The 18513-nt window shown below is 63.9% G+C and carries 16 protein-coding genes; 9 read left to right on the forward strand and 7 right to left on the reverse strand.

The genetic code is table 11. The features are described 5' to 3' along the window. Positions 1-37: 37 nt before the first annotated feature. On the reverse strand, positions 38-421 hold the full coding sequence (locus CAG11_RS23350; protein ID WP_022644205.1) for a PaaI family thioesterase: 384 nt from the start codon (positions 419-421) through the stop codon (positions 38-40). Next, the gene (locus CAG11_RS23355; protein WP_085598132.1) at positions 421-2745 is read right to left on the reverse strand and encodes a Tex family protein; all 2325 of its coding nucleotides are present in this window, start codon (positions 2743-2745) and stop codon (positions 421-423) included. Before CAG11_RS23355 ends, CAG11_RS23350 begins: the two co-directional genes overlap by 1 nt. Before the next feature lie 350 nt (positions 2746-3095). Between CAG11_RS23355 and ompR the strand changes: the two genes are divergently transcribed. Both ompR and CAG11_RS23365 read left to right on the forward strand, forming a co-directional pair. Beyond that, the gene (gene ompR, locus CAG11_RS23360; protein WP_022644207.1) at positions 3096-3836 is read left to right on the forward strand and encodes a two-component system response regulator OmpR; all 741 of its coding nucleotides are present in this window, start codon (positions 3096-3098) and stop codon (positions 3834-3836) included. 101 nt (positions 3837-3937) lie between these two features. Beyond that, complete coding sequence (locus CAG11_RS23365) at positions 3938-5251, forward strand: ATP-binding protein (protein ID WP_085598133.1); 1314 nt, start codon at positions 3938-3940, stop codon at positions 5249-5251. 68 nt (positions 5252-5319) lie between these two features. On the opposite strand, the gene rimK is transcribed toward CAG11_RS23365, so the two are convergent. Next, on the reverse strand, positions 5320-6225 hold the full coding sequence (gene rimK / locus CAG11_RS23370) for a 30S ribosomal protein S6--L-glutamate ligase (RefSeq protein ID WP_022644209.1): 906 nt from the start codon (positions 6223-6225) through the stop codon (positions 5320-5322). Then, positions 6222-6704, reverse strand: a complete 483-nt coding sequence (locus CAG11_RS23375; protein WP_022644210.1) for an ATP-dependent zinc protease — start codon at positions 6702-6704, stop codon at positions 6222-6224. Before CAG11_RS23375 ends, rimK begins: the two co-directional genes overlap by 4 nt. Before the next feature lie 370 nt (positions 6705-7074). Here CAG11_RS23375 and CAG11_RS23380 point away from each other — a divergent pair, with 370 nt between their 5' ends. Beyond that, positions 7075-7485 carry an RNA-binding S4 domain-containing protein gene (locus CAG11_RS23380; protein ID WP_085598134.1) on the forward strand — a complete coding sequence of 137 codons (411 nt, stop codon included), beginning with the start codon at positions 7075-7077 and terminating at the stop codon, positions 7483-7485. Positions 7486-7533: 48 nt separating this feature from the next. Here the strand turns inward: CAG11_RS23380 and CAG11_RS23385 are convergent, their stop codons facing one another. Then, complete coding sequence (locus tag CAG11_RS23385) at positions 7534-8346, reverse strand: phosphatase PAP2 family protein (protein WP_085598135.1); 813 nt, start codon at positions 8344-8346, stop codon at positions 7534-7536. A gap of 99 nt (positions 8347-8445) precedes the next feature. On the opposite strand from CAG11_RS23385, the gene hslO reads away from it, so the two are divergent. Both hslO and CAG11_RS23395 read left to right on the forward strand, forming a co-directional pair. Then, positions 8446-9348 carry an Hsp33 family molecular chaperone HslO gene (gene hslO / locus CAG11_RS23390; RefSeq protein ID WP_022644213.1) on the forward strand — a complete coding sequence of 301 codons (903 nt, stop codon included), beginning with the start codon at positions 8446-8448 and terminating at the stop codon, positions 9346-9348. Positions 9349-9529: 181 nt separating this feature from the next. Then, entirely contained in the window at positions 9530-11071 is a 1542-nt protein-coding gene (locus tag CAG11_RS23395) for a phosphoenolpyruvate carboxykinase (RefSeq protein WP_022644214.1), read from the forward strand. Positions 11072-11179: 108 nt separating this feature from the next. On the opposite strand, the gene CAG11_RS23400 is transcribed toward CAG11_RS23395, so the two are convergent. Both CAG11_RS23400 and CAG11_RS23405 read right to left on the reverse strand, forming a co-directional pair. Continuing rightward, positions 11180-12034, reverse strand: a complete 855-nt coding sequence (locus tag CAG11_RS23400) for a DMT family transporter (protein ID WP_152899190.1) — start codon at positions 12032-12034, stop codon at positions 11180-11182. A 42-nt stretch (positions 12035-12076) separates the two neighbouring features. Continuing rightward, positions 12077-12430, reverse strand: coding sequence for a DUF1493 family protein (locus CAG11_RS23405; protein ID WP_085598136.1), 354 nt, complete (start codon positions 12428-12430; stop codon positions 12077-12079). 234 nt (positions 12431-12664) lie between these two features. Here CAG11_RS23405 and CAG11_RS23410 point away from each other — a divergent pair, with 234 nt between their 5' ends. The 4 genes from CAG11_RS23410 to CAG11_RS23425 all read left to right on the forward strand — a co-directional run bounded on the left by CAG11_RS23410 (position 12665) and on the right by CAG11_RS23425 (position 18461). Beyond that, on the forward strand, positions 12665-13828 hold the full coding sequence (locus CAG11_RS23410; RefSeq protein ID WP_085598137.1) for a tetratricopeptide repeat protein: 1164 nt from the start codon (positions 12665-12667) through the stop codon (positions 13826-13828). Between the two features lie 69 nt (positions 13829-13897). Beyond that, complete coding sequence (locus CAG11_RS23415; protein WP_085598138.1) at positions 13898-15028, forward strand: polysaccharide deacetylase family protein; 1131 nt, start codon at positions 13898-13900, stop codon at positions 15026-15028. Between the two features lie 139 nt (positions 15029-15167). Then, complete coding sequence (locus tag CAG11_RS23420) at positions 15168-17102, forward strand: ATP-dependent DNA helicase RecQ (RefSeq protein ID WP_085598139.1); 1935 nt, start codon at positions 15168-15170, stop codon at positions 17100-17102. Positions 17103-17234: 132 nt separating this feature from the next. Continuing rightward, entirely contained in the window at positions 17235-18461 is a 1227-nt protein-coding gene (locus CAG11_RS23425) for a 3-hydroxyacyl-CoA dehydrogenase (protein ID WP_085598140.1), read from the forward strand. Positions 18462-18513: the final 52 nt, after the last annotated feature.

The following is an 18513-nucleotide window of genomic DNA, read 5'->3' on the forward strand; positions in this document are numbered from 1 at the left end:
CGCAGCGCCGAAATTAACCCAATTCGATGACGGGCAGCTATAGGACCGCGAAGGTGCCTTGCGCTTTTGCGACCAGTTTTTCGCCCTGGATCACGTCTGCCTCGACCACCAGGGTACGGCGGCCGGGGTGGATCACCCTGGCCCGGCACAACACCTCACCTTCGGCGACCGCGCGGATGTAGTTGATCTTGCACTCGATGGTGGCGCTTTGCTGGTCGAAGCCATGGGTACTGGAACAGGCCAGGCCCATGGCGATGTCCACCAGGCTGAAGATCGCCCCGCCGTGGAGCTTTTGCCCGCGATTGCGCAATTGCGGGGTCAGCTCCAGGGCCACGTCCGCCTCGCCGACCTCCAGGCGCTGCAGGCGGCAGCCGAGCAGTTGGCTGAAGGCGCTTTCGGTCAGGCCGGCTGGAATCTCCATCAGCGCTTCTTCAACTGCTTGGCGTTGGCGAACAGCGAGGCCATGGCGTTGTTGGCCGGTGCCGCGGTGGTGGTTTCCTTGCGCGGGGCATTGCCCTGGGAAGAGCGCGGGCTCGCCCCCGGACGGCTGCCGCGGGCGCCATCGATCTTCTCGCCGGGGGTGTCGCTCATGCGCATCGACAGGCCCACGCGCTTGCGCGGGATATCCACTTCCATGACCTTGACCTTGACTACGTCGCCGGCCTTCACCGCTTCACGCGGGTCCTTGATGAATTTCTCCGACAGCGCCGAGATGTGCACCAGGCCGTCCTGGTGCACGCCGATATCGACGAAGGCACCGAAGTTGGTGACGTTGGTCACCACGCCTTCGAGGATCATCCCCAGTTGCAGGTCCTTGAGGTCTTCGACGCCTTCCTGGAACTCGGCGGTCTTGAACTCGGGGCGCGGGTCGCGGCCGGGTTTGTCCAGTTCCTGGAGGATGTCGGTGACAGTGGGCAGGCCGAAGGTCTCGTCGGTGAACTTCGATGGCTCCAGGCGCTTGAGGAAGCCGCTGTCGCCGATCAGCGAGCGGATGTCACGGCCGGTGTCGGCGGCGATGCGCTGTACCAGCGGATAGGCTTCCGGGTGCACCGCCGAGGCGTCCAGTGGGTTGTCGCCGTTCATTACACGCAGGAAGCCGGCGGCCTGTTCGAAGGTCTTTTCACCCAGGCGGGCGACTTTCTTCAGGGCGGCGCGGGTCTTGAAGGCACCGTGTTCGTCGCGGTGGCTGACGATGTTCTGTGCCAGGGTCGCGTTGAGGCCGGAGATCCGCGCCAGCAGGGCCACGGAGGCGGTGTTGACGTCGACGCCCACGGCGTTCACGCAGTCTTCCACTACCGCGTCCAGGCCTCGGGCCAGCTTCAGCTGCGAGACGTCGTGCTGGTACTGGCCGACACCGATGGACTTCGGATCGATCTTCACCAGCTCCGCCAGCGGATCCTGCAGGCGGCGAGCGATGGACACCGCGCCACGGATCGACACGTCCAGGTCCGGGAACTCCTTGGCCGCCAATTCCGAGGCCGAGTACACCGAGGCGCCGGCTTCGGAGACCATGACCTTGGTCATGCGCATGGCCGGGTACTTCTTGATCAGGTCGGCGGCCAGCTTGTCGGTCTCGCGGCTGGCGGTGCCGTTGCCGATGGCGATCAGGTCCACCGAGTGCTTGGCGCACAGGGCGGCCAGGGTGGCGATGGTCTGGTCCCACTTGTTGTGCGGTACGTGGGGGTAGACGGTGGCGTGGTCCAGCAGCTTGCCGGTGGCGTCCACTACCGCCACCTTGCAGCCGGTCCGCAGGCCCGGGTCCAGGCCCAGGGTGGCGCGCGGGCCGGCCGGGGCGGCCAGCAGCAGGTCGTGCAGGTTGTGGGCGAAGACGTTGATCGCCTCGGTCTCGGCGCCGTCGCGCAGCTCGCCCAAGAGGTCGGTCTCCAGGTGGGTGTAGAGCTTGACCTTCCAGGTCCAGCGCACCACTTCGCCGAGCCACTTGTCGGCCGGGCGGTTCTGGTTCTGGATGCCCACATGCTGGCCGATCATGCCTTCGCAGGGGTGCATGGTGCCTGGCAGCTCGTCGCCGACCTTCAGCGCGGAGCTGAGGATGCCTTCGTTGCGCCCGCGGAAGATCGCCAGGGCGCGGTGCGACGGCATGCTCTTGAGCGGTTCGTCGTGTTCGAAGTAGTCGCGGAACTTCGCGCCTTCCTCTTCCTTGCCAGCCACCACGCGGGCGCTGAGGGTGGCTTCCTGCTTGAGGAAGTTGCGCAGCTTGTCCAGCAGGCCGGCGTCTTCGGCGAAGCGCTCCATGAGGATGTACTTGGCACCTTCCAGGGCGGCCTTGATGTCGGCCACGCCTTTTTCCCCATCGACGAAGCGTGCAGCTTCGGTTTCCGGAGCCAGGCTCGGGTCGTTGAACAGGCCATCGGCCAGCTCGCCGAGGCCGGCTTCCAGGGCGATCTGGCCCTTGGTGCGGCGCTTCTGCTTGTACGGCAGGTAGAGGTCTTCGAGGCGGGTCTTGGTGTCGGCCAACTTGATTTCGCGAGCCAGTTCCGGGGTCAGCTTGCCCTGTTCCTCGATGCTGGCCAGGATGCTGGCGCGACGCTCGTCGAGTTCGCGCAGGTAGCGCAGGCGATCTTCCAGATGACGCAGTTGGGTGTCATCGAGGCTGCCGGTGACTTCTTTGCGGTAACGGGCGATGAAGGGCACGGTGGAGCCTTCATCCAATAGGGCGACGGCCGCTTCGACCTGTTGTGGGCGTACGCCGAGTTCCTCGGCAATGCGGCTGTTGATGCTGTCCATAAAACCACCTGGCAAATGTGTGAAAGCAGGCTCGCGGGTACGACGAAAAAGCCCGGCGAGTCTGGTTGAGCGGCCTGGTACGCGCCGCCACCTGGATCAAAAGGCTGGCTGTTGACCCGTGAAATAGTGGAAATGCTGCCGGTCGTGGCAAAAAAACAAAGCGACCGCTGGGTACTGATCAAGGGTTGCCCGACACAAAAGGCGGCGCATTATACCCAGCTGTGAAGCGATCGCCGACCTCAGGCCGACAGCGGGTTTGCTGGCTATGGAGGAAAAATCTGCTAACAATGCACACGGTGCGCATAGCGGCAGCTACGCCATAATGCGCACCGAGATTAGAGGAGCATCCAATGAGCAGCACTGCACAAACTGCTGAAGGCGAAAAAATTCTTATTGTTGACGATGACCCGGGGCTGAGCAGCCTGCTGGAGCGTTTCTTCGTCAGCAAGGGCTACCGTGCCCGCGCGGTCCCGAACACCGAGCAGATGGACCGCCTGCTGGGTCGCGAGGTATTCAACCTGGTCGTCCTCGACCTGATGCTGCCCGGCGAAGACGGCCTGACCGCCTGCCGCCGCCTGCGTGGCGCGAACAACCAGATCCCGATCATCATGCTCACCGCCAAGGGTGACGAATTGAGCCGTATCAAGGGCCTGGAACTGGGCGCTGACGACTACCTGGCCAAGCCGTTCAACCCCGACGAGCTGATGGCCCGGGTCAAGGCCGTGCTGCGTCGCCAGTCGGCACCTGTCCCTGGTGCCCCGGGCAGCGAAGACGAAAGCGTGACCTTCGGTGACTACGAACTGTCCCTGGCCACCCGCGAGCTCAAGCGCGGCGACGAGGTGCACATGCTCACCACCGGTGAGTTCGCGGTACTCAAGGCGCTGGTGATGAACGCGCGCCAGCCGCTGACCCGCGACAAGCTGATGAACCTGGCCCGGGGCCGCGAATGGGATGCCCTGGAGCGCTCCATCGATGTGCAGATCTCCCGCCTGCGCCGGATGATCGAACCCGATCCTTCCAAGCCACGTTATATCCAGACCGTCTGGGGCGTGGGTTATGTGTTCGTGCCGGATGGCACAGCGACCAAGTGATCGGTGATTTGTAGGAGCGAGCGCCCGGGCCCTGACCCGGGCGTTCGCATTCCGCAACGCTGCGAGCGCGACTCGCTCCTGCAAAGTGTGTATTGGCTGTCATGAAAACCCCCTTGTGGTTCCCCCAGAGTTTCTTCTCCCGCACCCTGTGGCTGGTGCTGATCGTGGTGCTGTTCTCCAAGGCATTGACCCTGGTTTATCTGCTGATGAACGAGGACGTGCTGGTGGACCGGCAGTACAGCCATGGCGTAGCCCTCACCCTGCGCGCCTATTGGGCCGCCGATGAATCCAACCGCGACCAGATCGCCGAGGCCGCCGGCCTGATCAAGGTGGTGGGCAGCGGCGTGCCGGCCGGCGAGCAGCACTGGCCCTACAGCGAGATCTACCAGCGGCAGATGCAGGCGGAGCTGGGGGCCGACACCGAGGTGCGGCTACGCATGCATGCGCCGCCGGCGCTTTGGGTCCGGGCGCCGAGCCTGGGCGATGGTTGGCTCAAGGTACCGCTGTATCCACACCCGTTGCGCGGGCAGAAGATCTGGAGCGTGCTGGGCTGGTTCCTGGCCATCGGCTTGTTGTCCACCGCGTCGGCGTGGATATTCGTCAGCCAGCTCAACCAGCCGCTCAAGCGCCTGGTCTACGCTGCCCGGCAACTGGGCCAGGGGCGTAGCGTGCGCCTGCCCATCAGCGATACTCCGAGCGAGATGACCGAGGTGTACCGCGCCTTCAACCAGATGGCCGAGGATGTGGAACAGGCCGGGCGCGAGCGCGAGCTGATGCTGGCCGGGGTATCCCACGACTTGCGTACGCCGCTGACCCGATTGCGCCTGTCACTGGAACTGATGGGCGATCACACCGAGCTGACCGACGACATGGTGCGCGACATCGAAGACATGGACGCCATCCTCGATCAGTTCCTGGCCTTCATCCGCGATGGTCGCGACGAGTCGGTGGAGGAGGTGGACCTCAACGACCTGGTGCGGGAAGTGGCGGCGCCCTACAACCAGAACCAGGAGCGGGTGCACCTGCGCCTGGAGCCGATCCAGGCGTTCCCCTTGCGCCGGGTCTCGATGAAGCGCCTGCTCAACAACCTGATTGGCAACGCCCTGAACCATGCGGGGACGGACGTGGAAGTCGCCGCCCACCTGTCGGGCGACGTCAACGCGCCCTATGTGGTGCTGAGCGTGATGGACCGTGGCGCGGGGATCGACCCTTCGGAGCTGGAAGCGATCTTCAACCCCTTCACCCGTGGCGATCGCGCCCGGGGCGGCAAGGGCACTGGCCTGGGGCTGGCCATCGTCAAGCGGATCGCCGCCATGCATGGCGGTAATGTCGAGCTGCGCAACCGCCCGGACGGCGGGCTGGAGGCGCGGGTGCGCCTGCCGTTGGGCCTGCTGTTGCCACGTGATGCGGATTAGCGGCAGAGGCCAGTTTCAAGCTGCAAGCTCTTATCTTGCCGCTTGAAGCTCGCCGCTTGTAACTGCCTTTAACCTTTGCCCTTGGTGCGGGTCATGTTCGGCCCGCCATTCTTCTCGATGTGCTCGATGATGATCCCCGCCACGTTCTTGCCGGTGGTGGTCTCGATGCCTTCCAGGCCCGGGGAGGAGTTGACCTCCATCACCAGCGGCCCGTGATTGGAGCGCAGGATGTCCACCCCGGCCACGCTCAGGCCCATGACCTTGGCCGCTCGCAGCGCGGTCATGCGTTCTTCCGGGGTGATCTTGATCAGGCTGGCGCTGCCGCCACGGTGCAGGTTGGAGCGGAACTCCCCGGGCTTGGCCTGGCGCTTCATGGCCGCGATCACCTTGTCGCCCACCACGAAGCAGCGGATGTCGGCACCGCCGGCTTCCTTGATGTACTCCTGGACCATGATGTTCTGCTTCAGGCCCATGAATGCCTCGATCACCGACTCCGCCGCAGTGGCGGTTTCGCAGAGCACCACGCCGATGCCCTGGGTGCCTTCCAGCACCTTGATCACCAGCGGAGCGCCGTTGACCATCTCGATCAGGTCGGGGATGTCGTCCGGGGAGTGGGCAAAACCGGTCACTGGCAAGCCGATGCCACGCCGCGACAGCAGTTGCAGCGAGCGCAGCTTGTCCCGGGAGCGGGCGATGGCCACCGATTCGTTGAGAGGGAATACCCCCATCATTTCGAACTGGCGCAACACCGCGCAGCCATAGAAAGTCACCGAGGCGCCGATCCGCGGGATGACCGCATCGAAGCCTTCCAGGGGCTTGCCGCGATAGTGGATCTGCGGCTTGTGGCTGGCGATGTTCATGTAGGCGCGCAGGGTGTCGATCACTACCATTTCATGGCCACGCTCAGTGCCGGCCTCGACCAGGCGGCGAGTGGAATACAGACGCGGATTACGCGACAGCACGGCGATCTTCATGCAACACCTGTGGCAGAGGTAGTGGATACCGGGAACACCGGTTTGTCTTGTACGTACTTGAGGCCGGGATTGACCACCAGCTGGCCATCGATCAGGGCCTTGGAGCCCAGCAGCAACCGATAGCGCATGGCCTTGCGGCAGGCGAGGGTGAACTCCACCCGCCACACGTGATCGCCCAGGGCCAGGGTGGTGCTGATCACATAGCGGACCTGGGCCTGGCCGTTGGAGCTCTTGATGGTCTTCATCGCCACCAGTGGCGCTTCGCAACGCCGGTGACGCAATTGCACCACGCTGCCCAGGTGCGCGTTGAAACGCACCCACTGCTGGCCGTCGCGCTCGAACGGCTCGATCTCGGTGGCATGCAGGCTGGAGGTGCTGGCGCCGGTGTCGATCTTGGCGCGCAAGCCGGCCACTCCCAGGTCGGGAAGCGCCACCCACTCGCGTAGACCGACAACGGTCAAATGATCAAAGGTCTTCAATAAAGGAACATCCGTAATTGGTCTTTCCGGACCAGGGTTCTGATACGGGCCGGGCGTCGGGGCGAGCCTGCGCCAGGTGGACTCCACGCTTGCCGGAAGGGGCACGCCGAGTGCTGCTGGCGTGCCTTCTCGGCGACGACTCTAACTGCCGACTCCGCATAGATTGTGACAATCTCCCGAACGTTCGCCCGGTCTGTCCCGGGTCTTGGTCCGAGACCGCGGTATTCACGCAGAATCGGCGGCAAATGGCGATAGTTATCTCCATGACGGTCCCTCGGGCAACCTGAGGTATTTTAGGCAAGCGGTCAGGTTTTCGAGAGCTCGTCTGCGAGCCGTACCGTTGCCATATTTTTCATCGAGAGGAATCACCGTGGCGCAAAAGCAGCAACAGGAAGAAGAGGACAAGGTCCGCCTGGACAAGTGGCTTTGGGCAGCACGCTTCTACAAGACCCGGGCCCTGGCCAAGGCGGCCATTGAAAGCGGCAAGGTGCATCACCGGGGCGAGCGTTGCAAACCGGGCAAGGAGCCGCGGGTTGGCGACGAGTATGAGCTGCGTACCGGTTTCGACGAGCGCACGGTCGTGGTCCAGGCGTTGTCCATCGTGCGTCGTGGCGCGCCCGAGGCACAGGCGCTCTATGTCGAGACCCCGGCCAGCATCGCCAAGCGCGAGACCGCCGCAGCCCAGCGCAAGGCAGGCGCCCTGGGCGTGAGCACCGAGGGCAAGCCCACCAAGAAACAGCGTCGGGATCTATTCAAGTTCCATGGCCGCAGCCATGAGTGATGGAGGGCGAGGGAGCCTGCCCAGGCTGCCCTCGCCACAGCGGCTGGCTTAGCGCAGCAGGCTGCTGGCGCGAACCACGCTCATGTTCGACAGCACCGGCATTCGGCTCATCAGGTTGAACAGCGGGTGGGTCAGGCGCAGCAGGAAGTTCGACATCCGTGCCGCGTAGGGGGTGTAGTAGCCCCAGCCGAGGGCCAGTACGGCCAGCAGCACACCGCCGATGTAGTCATCCTGGCCCCAGTGGGCCCCGGCGACCAGGCGCGGCAGCATGAACAGCAGGGTCAGGCCCCAGACCAGCAGGAACTGGCCGACGCTGCGGCTGAACACGCCCATGAACAGGCCCCAGATCAGCAACACCGAGGCATGGTCGCCAGGGAAACTCTGGCTGGAGCGGTCCTTGAGTTCCCAGGTCTTTTCCCAGCCCGGGAAGTAGTCGCTCATGTGCACGGCACCTTCGAGCACCATGGACGGGCTGTTGTGCTGCCAGTTCATCACGGCCACCAGCTTGGAAAACAGCGCGCGAATCACCACCATCAGAATCAGGATCGACAGGAAACCGAAGAAGGCGCGGCGTACGTCCACCGCCTTGAAGACCCAGTCACCGCGGATCAGCAGGCCGAGCATGATCAGGCCCACCACCACGTCGAACGGCCGCAGGCTGGCCACGGCCCAGATATGCAGCCAGGTGGAGTTGTTGGCGAGGGGAGCGTTGAGCAGGTGAAACAGCCACTCGTCGAACATCGTGCAAAGCGCTTGCCCGGTGGGCCACAACCAGAAACCCAGCAGGGCCAAAGGGAGTACATTGCACAGAACCAGCTTGCCGAGGTTCCACCTTGCTTGGAACAAACCCGGATTGTTCATAAAATATCTCCAATCACCGCAAAAACTGCACCTTCATGGTGCAAAACCGTAATTTTCGGTGCTTGTAACCTTTTTGTCACCTTTCAGATGCCCAGACCTATGACTGATTTGCCGGATACCGACTTCACCCAACGCTTCATCTTCGATGAGAGCGACGCCCGTGGCGAACTGGTGACGCTGGAGCGCAGCTACGCCGAAGTCCTTGCCAAGCACGCCTATCCCGAGCCGGTGGCGCAACTGCTGGGCGAACTGATGGCGGCGGCGTCGTTGCTGGTCGGTACCTTGAAGTTCGACGGCCTGCTGATTCTCCAGGCTCGCTCCGAAGGCCCGGTTCCCCTGCTGATGATCGAGTGCTCCAGTGAGCGCGAGATTCGTGGCCTGGCCCGCTACGACGCGGCGCAGATCGCTGCGGATGCGACCCTGGCCGACATGATGCCCAATGGCGTCCTGGCCTTGACCGTGGACCCGACCCAGGGCCAGCGCTACCAGGGGATCGTCGACCTGGACGGCGCCACCCTGGCCGAATGCTTCACCAACTATTTCGTCATGTCGCAGCAGACCGGCACTCGTTTCTGGCTCTACGCCGACGGCCGCAATGCCCGTGGCCTGCTGCTGCAGCAACTGCCGGCCGACCGCCTGCGCGATCCCGAAGAGCGCGATGCCAATTGGCAGCACCTCACCGCCCTGGCCAGCACCCTGACCGCCGATGAGCTACTTAGCCTGGACAACGAAACCGTGCTCCATCGCCTGTACCACGAGGAGGCCGTGCGCCTGTTCGACGTGCAGCCGCTGCGCTTTCGCTGCAGCTGCTCGCGCGAGCGCTCGGGCAATGCCCTGGTCAGCCTGGGGCTGGAGGATGCGCAGCAACTGGTGGCCGAACATGGCGGTAGCGTCGAGATCGACTGTCAGTTCTGCAACCAGCGCTATCTGTTCGACGCAGCCGACATCACGCAATTGTTCGCCGGTGCGGGCGTCGAGTCACCGTCAGATACTCGTCACTAAAACGTTTCAGCGAAGGTAAATCACCTAGCGAACGCCGGAATTACGCCATGCTGACGGGAGGACCCTACTATTTTCGGGCTTTTCTGGCATAATCCGGCGCACTTTTTTCGCGGTAGTAGTGCGCGAGTTTCTACTACAAAACGTTTGAGCAATCGGCCATTGGCCGACGACGGGGAACCTCATGACGCAAGCCAAGAACACCGTGTACACCGACCTGAGCGTCGATGAGCTGGTAAAAGAAGCGCTGTCCCGCGGTGAAGGCGAGTTGGCCGATACTGGCGCGCTGACGGTCAAGACTGGCCACCGCACTGGCCGTTCGCCGGCGGACCGTTTCATCGTCGAAGAGCCTTCCACCCAGGATGCGATCGCCTGGGGCCCGATCAACCGCAAGTTCCCGGCCGACAAGTTCGATGCCCTGTGGGCTCGCGTCGAGGCGTTCAACAACGCCCAGGAACACTTCGTTTCCCACGTCCACGTAGGGGCTGCCGCCGAGCACTACCTGGCCGTCAAGATGACCACCCAGACCGCTTGGCAGAACCTGTTCGGCCGTTGCCTGTTCATCACCCCGGAGCAGTACAACCCGGCGGGTCGCGAAGAGTGGCAGATCCTCAACGTCGCCAACTTCGAGTGCGTGCCCGAGCGTGACGGCACCAACTCCGACGGCTGCGTCATCCTCAACTTCGCCCAGAAGAAAGTGCTGATCGCCGGCATGCGCTACGCCGGTGAAATGAAGAAGGCCATGTTCTCGGTGCAGAACTTCCTCCTGCCGGCTGTCGACGTACTGCCGATGCACTGCGCCGCCAACATCGGCGAAGAAGGCGACGTGACCCTGTTCTTCGGCCTGTCGGGTACCGGCAAGACCACCCTGTCGGCCGACGAAAGCCGCTACCTGATCGGTGACGACGAGCACGGCTGGGGCGAGGGCGTGGTGTTCAACATGGAAGGTGGCTGCTACGCCAAGTGCATCGACCTGTCCGAGAAGAACGAGCCGGTCATCTGGAAAGCCATCAAGCACGGCGTCGTGCTGGAGAACGTGGTCCTGGACGATGCCAAGCGCGCCGACTACGCCGATGCCAGCCTGACCCAGAACACCCGCGCCGCCTACCCGCTGGAACACGTCGAGAAGCGTTCCGAGCACAACCTGGGTGGCGAGCCCAACGCGGTGATCTTCCTGACCTGCGACCTGACTGGCGTCCTGCCGCCGGTGTCGATCCTGAACAACGAGCAGGCGGCCTACCACTTCCTGTCCGGCTACACCGCGCTGGTCGGTTCCACCGAAATGGGTTCGGGCGGCGGCATCAAGTCGACCTTCTCCACCTGCTTCGGCGCACCGTTCTTCCCGCGTCCGGCGGGCGAATACGCTGAGCTGCTTATCAAGCGCATCAACGGCTTCGGCTCCAAGGTCTACCTGGTCAACACCGGCTGGACCGGCGGTGGCTACGGCGTCGGCAAGCGCTTCAACATCCCGACCACCCGTGGCGTGATCGCAGCGATCCAGAGCGGTGCCCTGGTCGGTGCCGAGACCGAACACCTGGACATCATCAACCTGGACGTGCCTAAAGCCGTTCCGGGTGTCGATACCGAGTTGCTCAACCCACGCAACACCTGGACTGACAAGGCTGCCTACGACGAAGCTGCCAAGGCCCTGGCTGGCCTGTTCATCGAGAACTTCAAGAAGTTCGAAGTGAGCGACGCCATCAAGGCTGCCGGCCCGAAGCTGTAAGCCTCGACCTGCCATGAAAAAGCCGCCCTTCGGGGCGGCTTTTTTGTGCGCGCGTATCGGCAGGGCGGCGTTCCGGGTGCGGACGTTTACCTGGCTTCAACCCCTGGCTCAGCCCTTCAAGTGCAGCGCCAGCGCGCCCAGCAGCACCAGCGCCACTCCTGTCACTTGCACCTTGGACAGGCGTTCCTTGAAGAACAGGTAGCTGAGCACCGCGGCGATGCCGCCGGACAAGGTACTGATCACCGTCACCACCGACACCGAGCCGTGCATGGCGCCCCAGGAAAAGGCGAAGAACGCGCCGAGGTTCATCAGGCTGGAGCTGGCCAGGGTGCCGCAGCTCTTCAGGGGGGGCAGCTTCAAGCCGTCCGGGACCTTGAGCATCATCAGCAGCGATACGCTCGATCCCACCACGTAACCCAGCCACAGCATGCTGACCGGGCCCAGTTGCGGCAGGGTATAGCGCCCCTGCAACCAGAAACTGGTGCCGTACAGGCAGGCCGACAGCAGGGCATAGACGATCGAGCGACTGGCATCGGTGTTCTGCGGCAGCTTGGGGCCCGAATGAATGCTGGAGAGAATCACCCCCACCACGCAGACCAGGATGCACAGCAACTGGACCAGGCTGATGTGCTCGCCGCTGGCCCAGGACAGCAGGGTGGTGACCACACCGTAGGAGGTCACCAGCGGGGCGATGATGGCGGCCTTGCCCAGGGCGAAGGCCTTGCCCAGGGCCAGGGCGCCGGAGAGGGTGAAGCAGGCGGCGAGCATGCCCATCAGCCAGACATCCAGCGGCGCGGCCAGGGCCTTGAACAGGAAGGCGGGGAAGAGTGCCAGCAAAAGGCTCATGAGGATCACGCCCAGTGTCTGGCTGAAGAACACGGCGCGCTTGGCGCCCACGGCCCGGACATTCAGGCCCACGAGAAAGTCGGTGCCGCCCCAAAGCACGGCGGCGAGCAGCCCCATCAGTACATCCACGGTTTCTTCCTTGTCTTATTGTTGTAGGTCCTAGAGGCTTTCCAGCGCCCGGGTGTCCCAGCGGCGCAGCCTGATCGCCTGGTACAGCATGCCGATGGTCAATGGCAGCTTGTCGCCCCGGCCCTTGGCCCGGCGCTTGAGGTGTGGATCGAAACCTTCGGGCTGGAAGTAGCGATAGCTGTCGAAGTCGGCGAGGTCGAGCTCGAACTGTTCTTCCAGGGCCAGCAACAGATGCCGGGCATCGGCACCATCGCAACCCAGGTCAAGGTTGATCGCGGTCTTCAGATGCAAGGCCTTGCGCTCGGGCAGGCCGATCTCCTCATGCAGCAACTGCATCAGCTGGCGCATGTTCGCGTCGTCGGGAAAACCGGGGGCCAGATGCATGGTCGCGATTCGCTACGGTTCTTGGAAGGGATGGAGTGTAAGGCGATCCGGTGGTGGTTTTTCAAGCCCCTCGCAGCAGATCCGCACAAGTCCCTGCGAACTTTGGACTGCATCCCATTGCGCAGTATTTTCCTGCCCTGGGTCGAGCATTGGCGGGCGAAAATGTGTATGGTTCGCCGCTGGTTGATAGGCCGCGTTCGAGCTGCGGCCAGATTCGTTTACAGGGATTTTGCTATGGCTTGTATGCGCCTGTTGGCGGTGTTGTGGCTAGGGATGGTGATGAGCGTGGTGCACGCCCGGCCGTTGTCGATCCAGGTGCTGGACGCCGTGGCCAAGGGCTCGCCTGTGGCCGAGGCCCAGGTGCAGTTGCAGCGGGGTACGAACCTGGTCGCGGGGGCTACCGATGCCCAGGGGCGAGTGGTGCTGGACGTCCCTGGCGATGCCGGTGGCCTGTTGATCCGCAAGCCCGGTTACGCCGACCTGCGAACCCAATGCCCCTGCCAGGGCCTGGTCTACGCCCTGAGTCCGGTAATGGACAAACCCTCCAGCCTGCGGGTGGTGCTGACCTGGGATGCCCCGGGCGAAGACCTGGATGCCCGGCTGATCTATTCCCGCAAGGCCTTGTCGTTCGTTGCCAGCCAAGGGCCCGGGGCGCGCCTGGAAAGAACCAGCGATGACCATCATGGCGCGGAGACCATCACCATCGATGAGCTCTTGCCCGGCGAGGCCTACTTGTATGCCGTGCATGACTTCACCCATGGCAACCATCCCGAGTCCCTGCACCTGGGCCGCAGCCGGGCCCAGGTCTTCGTCTACCGTGGCGCCAGCCTCATTCGTAGCTACCTTGTACCGGAGCAGCGCCAGGGCAACCTCTGGGCCGTGTTCCGCCTGAATGCCGATGGCCAGATGGAGGATATCGACCGGGTGGCGCAGACCAGCAGCGAACCGAACGGCACCTACAGCGACCTGAATTCATTGCTCGAGCAGATGCGCACCAGCGACCAGCAAGTGCCTGAGGACATGGGCCCAGCCGAAGCCAAGGCGCTCAACCGCAAGGGCGAAGAGGCCTACCGCAAGGGCGACTTCGGCGGGGCGGGTATCTATTACCGCGAGGCCATCGAAATGGCGCCGGGTTTTGCCCAGGCCTACAGCAACCTGGCCTTGAGCCAGCGCAAGAACAGCCGGCCCGACGAGGCCATACGCGCCGACCGTCAGGCCATCGCGCTGGCCAGTGGTCCGGCGGCGGCGACGATCCGGGCCAGTGCCTACTACGACATGGGTAGGGTTTTCGAGGGGGCCGGGCAGTTGGCCATGGCCTTGGAGAATTACCGCAAGGCCCGCGAGCAGAAGGCCAGCCCGGTGTACGACCAGGCCATAGAGCGGCTGCAAAAACCCTGAGCCCCAGGCTGGACGTTGTTTTTGCGCGGCGCGCTGGCAGGAGCGTCCCGTGCATTCATGGAGATTGATATGCGCAATGCTGTTTTCCCCTGGCTGTTGGCGTTGTGCCTGTACAGCGTCTCGGTCCAGGCGGCAGGCCCTCTGGTGTTCGCCACCATCGACCGCAGTGGCTGGCCGACGCCCCTGACCAGTTCGGTGGACTTCGACACCGCCTCCCGGGCGGAAATCCTGATGTTCGGCAAGGCCTTGCTGGCCAGTGAGAGCCTGGATGAGGGAGCCCTGAAGCAACGTCTCGGGGTACGGCAGCTGGACCTCAAGTCCATCGAGCGGGTGCGCCAGCGCTTCTGGGAGTTGCTGCTGGTCAACTATCGTCTGGCCAGCCACGACTGTGACAGCGCACCGTTCTGCCAACCCGTGCGCAATCTCGCCGAGTTGCGCCAGCTGGTGGCCGGCTTCACCGGCGAGAGCAAGGACACCTACGATGCCTGGGCCCAGGCCAGTTCGCGCTTCCACCAGCAGTACCTGCATGAGCAACTGCGCCTGGCGGCCCTGTTTCCCACGGTCAGCAGCGAGATCCAGCGAATGGATCCAGCGGAAAGACTGGGCGACGAACTGGCTGACCGACAGTTCCTGCTGACCTTCGACGATGGTCCCAGCCCGCGCGGTGGTCATAGCGACGAGCTGGCGGCGGTGCTGCAAGCCCATGACCTGCATGGGCTGTTCTTCGTCCTGGGGGCGCCGTTCCAGGCCCGTTTGCAGCGGACCTCGATCGAGCAGTTGCGCGAGCTCTACAACGGTCAATGCGTGGGCCTGCATGGCTGGGAGCACAAGTCCCATGCCTCCTGGAGCCGGTGGCAGGATTCCCTGGTCGACAGCGCCAGCCTGGTCGGCCATTCCCTGGAAGGGGAATACCTGCCGTTGTTTCGCCCGCCCTATGGGCAACGTCGCGCCGACGCTGGTGTTTTCCTCAAGGGCCACGGCCTGCAACTGATGCTGTGGAACATCGATTCCCAGGACTGGAGCAAGAAGGTCAGCGCCCAGGCCGCCGCCCAGCGGGTACAGACGCTGATGCTGTTGTGGCGGCGCGGCATCGTGCTGTTCCACGACGTCCATCCCAAGGCGGCCCAGGCCGTACCGCTGCTGGTCGAGGGCAACCAGCACAATGGCGTGCAATGGCTGGACTGTCGCAGCCTGCGCTAGCCGCTACTTGCCAATGAACCGGCCACCGCCCTGGTGTGCCGGTATCATCCGGTAGCGCTTTGCTCCACGACCTTTCCTCGATCCGCCGGCCCACCGCGCTAGTCTTCAACGACGGTCAGCGGTCAAAGGAGTGACTCCCATGTACAGCACCCTCGAACAGGTCTTTGGTTATCCAGGCTTTCGCCCGGGCCAGGAGGCCACCATCAGCGCGGTGCTGGCCGGGCGCTCGGCGGCGGCGATCTTTCCCACCGGTTCCGGCAAGTCCCTGTGCTACCAGCTGCCGGCCCTGCTGCTGCCGCACCTGACCCTGGTGGTGTCGCCGCTGCTGGCCTTGATGCAGGACCAGCTGGCCTTTCTCCAGCACCATGGCATCGCCGCGGCGAGCATCGATTCGGCCCAGGGTCGCGATGAGGCCAACCAGGTGATGGCCCGCGCCCGCACCGGGGAACTGAAGATCCTGATGATCTCGGTGGAACGCCTGAAGAACGAACGCTTTCGCAACTTCCTGCAGCAGGTGCCCATCTCCTTGCTGGTGGTGGACGAGGCCCACTGCATTTCCGAGTGGGGGCACAACTTCCGGCCCGACTACCTGAAGCTGCCGGACTACCAGCGCCAGTTCAATATCCCCCAGGCCCTGCTGTTGACCGCCACGGCCACCCCCCAGGTGATCGCCGACATGCAGGCGCGCTTCGCCATCGCCGCCACCGATGTGGTGACCACCGGTTTCTATCGATCCAACCTCAACCTGCTGGTGGAGCCGGTCGCCGGGATCGACAAGCGCCGGCGCCTGGTGCAGTGGCTGGGCGAGCGCAATGGGCAGCCGAGCATCGTCTACGTGACCTTGCAGAAGACCGCCGAGCAGGTCGCCGAGTACCTGGGCCAGCAGGGCATTGCCGCCCAGGCCTACCACGCCGGTTTGCCCCATGAGCAGCGTGAGGCGATCCAGCGCCGCTTCATGCAGGGACACAGCCAGTGCATCGTCGCCACCATCGCCTTCGGCATGGGCATCGACAAGAGCGATATTCGCAACGTCGTGCATTTCGACCTGCCCAAGTCCATCGAGAACTACAGCCAGGAAATCGGCCGCGCCGGGCGCGATGGGCAACCCTCGGACTGCCTGGTGCTGGCCAACCGCGACAGTCTCAACGTGCTGGAGAACTTCGTTTATGGCGATACCCCGGAGCTGAGCGGGATCTGTTGCGTTCTCGATGAGTTGCTGGCCGCAGCGCCCACCGGGCAGTGGGAGCTGTTGCTGGGCCCCTTGGCGGACCAGAGCAACATTCGCCAGTTGCCGCTCAAGACCCTGCTGGTGCAACTGGAACTGCGCGGCCTGATCGCTCCGCGCTATGCCTATTTCGCCGAGTACCGCTTCAAGTTGCTGCTGGAGCCGGCTGATCTACTGGGGCGTTTCGAAGGTGAACGGCGGGACTTCGTCGAGGCCATCCTGCACACCTCCAGCCGCGCTCGGACCTGGGCCACGGTGGATTTCGACGCGCTCTACGACCACTGCCAGGCACCGCGCCAACGGGTGGTCAAGGCCCTGGACTACTTCCAGGAAAAAGGCTGGGTGGAGTTGGAAAGCAAGCAGATGACCGAGGTCTACAGCCTGCTGCAGGGCGACTTCGATGCGCCGGCGCTAAGTGCCGAGCTGCACGCCTACTTCACCCGCCATGAGGCTGGCGAGATCGCGCGGATCCACGCCATGCTCGACCTGTTCGCCAGCGAGCAGTGCCTGGGGCATCGGTTGGCGGAGTATTTCGGTGACCGGCAGGCACCTCGGCAGTGTGGGCATTGTTCGGTGTGCCGGGGCCAGGTGGCGCGCTTGCCCGAGCCACCCGCGCTGCCTGCGCTTGTGGATAAGAACTTCGCCGGCTTGTGTGGCGACTTTATCCACAGGCACCAGCAGCACACCGGGGTTCTTCCCGGGGCCGAGCGCCTGACGCGTTTTCTCTGTGGCATCAGCGTGCCGTTGTTCACCAAGCTCAAGGTCCGTGGTATCCCGGGGTTCGCCGCGCTGGAGGACTACCCCTACGCCGAGGTACGGCAATGGTGCGAGAGCCATGTGCCGGCCTGAAGCCGGGTCCCTTGCTCCTTATGGTGATCCATCTGCTGAATGTTGGGCATCACAGGAATAAATTTCAAAAATGATGCTCGCCTGACTATGGTGGTGCCTGACCCAGGATCACCTGCAGGAAGGAGAGCCGCCATGAGCCAGACAGCATTCGATATTCAGCGCGCCGCGGTGATTGGCGCCGGCACCATGGGCCGTGGCATCGCCATGTGCCTGGCCAATGCCGGCCTGCCGGTACTGTGGCTGGACAAGGACCCGCAGATGCTCCAGCAGGCGCTGGCGGCGGTGGCCGAGACTTATGCCCACAACGTGCGCCAGGGCCGTATCGAGCAGGCCGAAGCCGACGCGCGGCTGGCACGGATCGGCATTGCCGAAGGTTATCCACAGCTGGCGGAGGTGGACCTGGTGATCGAGGCGGTGTACGAGAACCTCGAGCTCAAGCAGCAGATCTTTCGCCAGCTGGACGCCGCCCTCAAGCCATCGGCGATCCTGGCCAGCAACACTTCGGCTCTGGATATCGATGCCATTGCCGCTGTCACCCAACGGGCGCCCCAGGTGTTGGGAATGCACTTCTTCAGCCCGGCGCACATCATGAAGCTGCTGGAGGTGGTGCGCGCGGCCAGGACGGCGCCGACGGTGCTGGATGCGGCCCTGGCCCTGGGCCAGCGCATGGGCAAGGTCAGCGTGGTGGCTGGCAACTGCTTCGGATTCATCGGCAACCGCATGCTCAACACCTATGTCCTCGAGGCCCGCAAGATGCTCCTGGAAGGGGCCTTTCCCTATCAGGTGGACGGCGCCTTGCAGGAGTTCGGTTTTGCCATGGGGCCGTTTCGCATGTACGACGTGGTGGGCATCGACCTGGGTTGGCGTGCCCGGCAACTGGCCGGTGCCGGGCAGGACGCGCCGCAGGTCCAGGTCGACAATCGCCTGTGCGAACTGGGCCGTTTCGGTCAGAAAAGCGGCGATGGCTATTACCATTACGAGCCCGGTAGCCGCCAGGCCGAACACGATCCGCAAGTGGATGCGCTGGTGCTGCAGGTCAGCGAGGGCCTGGGTTACCAGCGGCGGGACATCGGCCCCGAGGAGATCCTGGAGCGCTGCCTGCTGGCGCTGGTCAACGAGGGGGCGAAGATCCTCCAGGAAGGCATTGCCGGCTCGGCCCATGACATCGACCTGGTCTATCTCAACGGTTATGGCTTTCCCAAGGAGCGGGGCGGGCCGATGAGCTGGGCCGATAACCTGGGCCTGGAGCAGGTCCGGCGCCAGTTGCTGCGCCTGGAAGCCGAGCATGGTGCCCATTGGCGGCCGGCGCAGTTGATTGAGGATCTGGCCAGTGCAGGAAAAGGGTTTGCCCAGGTTTAGGCGCCTGGGGTGAAATGCCCGGCGACCAATCGCTCAACCCATGGGAGACCGT

Origin of the sequence: Pseudomonas sp. B6(2017) (assembly GCF_002112765.1) — a bacterium.
In the GTDB taxonomy this organism is placed as follows: domain Bacteria; phylum Pseudomonadota; class Gammaproteobacteria; order Pseudomonadales; family Pseudomonadaceae; genus Aquipseudomonas; species Aquipseudomonas piscis.

Excerpts from the sequence above, each read along its gene's own strand:
- CAG11_RS23400 (WP_152899190.1), bottom strand. The coding sequence starts at position 12,034 with ATGGGGCTGCTCGCCGCCGTGCTTTGGGGCGGCACCGACTTTCTCGTG.
- rimK (WP_022644209.1), bottom strand. The coding sequence starts at position 6,225 with ATGAAGATCGCCGTGCTGTCGCGTAATCCGCGTCTGTATTCCACTCGC.
- CAG11_RS23395 (WP_022644214.1), top strand. The coding sequence starts at position 9,530 with ATGACGCAAGCCAAGAACACCGTGTACACCGACCTGAGCGTCGATGAG.
- ompR (WP_022644207.1), top strand. The coding sequence starts at position 3,096 with ATGAGCAGCACTGCACAAACTGCTGAAGGCGAAAAAATTCTTATTGTT.
- hslO (WP_022644213.1), top strand. The coding sequence starts at position 8,446 with ATGACTGATTTGCCGGATACCGACTTCACCCAACGCTTCATCTTCGAT.
- CAG11_RS23420 (WP_085598139.1), top strand. The coding sequence starts at position 15,168 with ATGTACAGCACCCTCGAACAGGTCTTTGGTTATCCAGGCTTTCGCCCG.
- CAG11_RS23385 (WP_085598135.1), bottom strand. The coding sequence starts at position 8,346 with ATGAACAATCCGGGTTTGTTCCAAGCAAGGTGGAACCTCGGCAAGCTG.
- CAG11_RS23415 (WP_085598138.1), top strand. The coding sequence starts at position 13,898 with ATGCGCAATGCTGTTTTCCCCTGGCTGTTGGCGTTGTGCCTGTACAGC.
- CAG11_RS23365 (WP_085598133.1), top strand. The coding sequence starts at position 3,938 with ATGAAAACCCCCTTGTGGTTCCCCCAGAGTTTCTTCTCCCGCACCCTG.
- CAG11_RS23355 (WP_085598132.1), bottom strand. The coding sequence starts at position 2,745 with ATGGACAGCATCAACAGCCGCATTGCCGAGGAACTCGGCGTACGCCCA.
- CAG11_RS23350 (WP_022644205.1), bottom strand. The coding sequence starts at position 421 with ATGGAGATTCCAGCCGGCCTGACCGAAAGCGCCTTCAGCCAACTGCTC.
- CAG11_RS23425 (WP_085598140.1), top strand. The coding sequence starts at position 17,235 with ATGAGCCAGACAGCATTCGATATTCAGCGCGCCGCGGTGATTGGCGCC.
- CAG11_RS23410 (WP_085598137.1), top strand. The coding sequence starts at position 12,665 with ATGGCTTGTATGCGCCTGTTGGCGGTGTTGTGGCTAGGGATGGTGATG.
- CAG11_RS23405 (WP_085598136.1), bottom strand. The coding sequence starts at position 12,430 with ATGCATCTGGCCCCCGGTTTTCCCGACGACGCGAACATGCGCCAGCTG.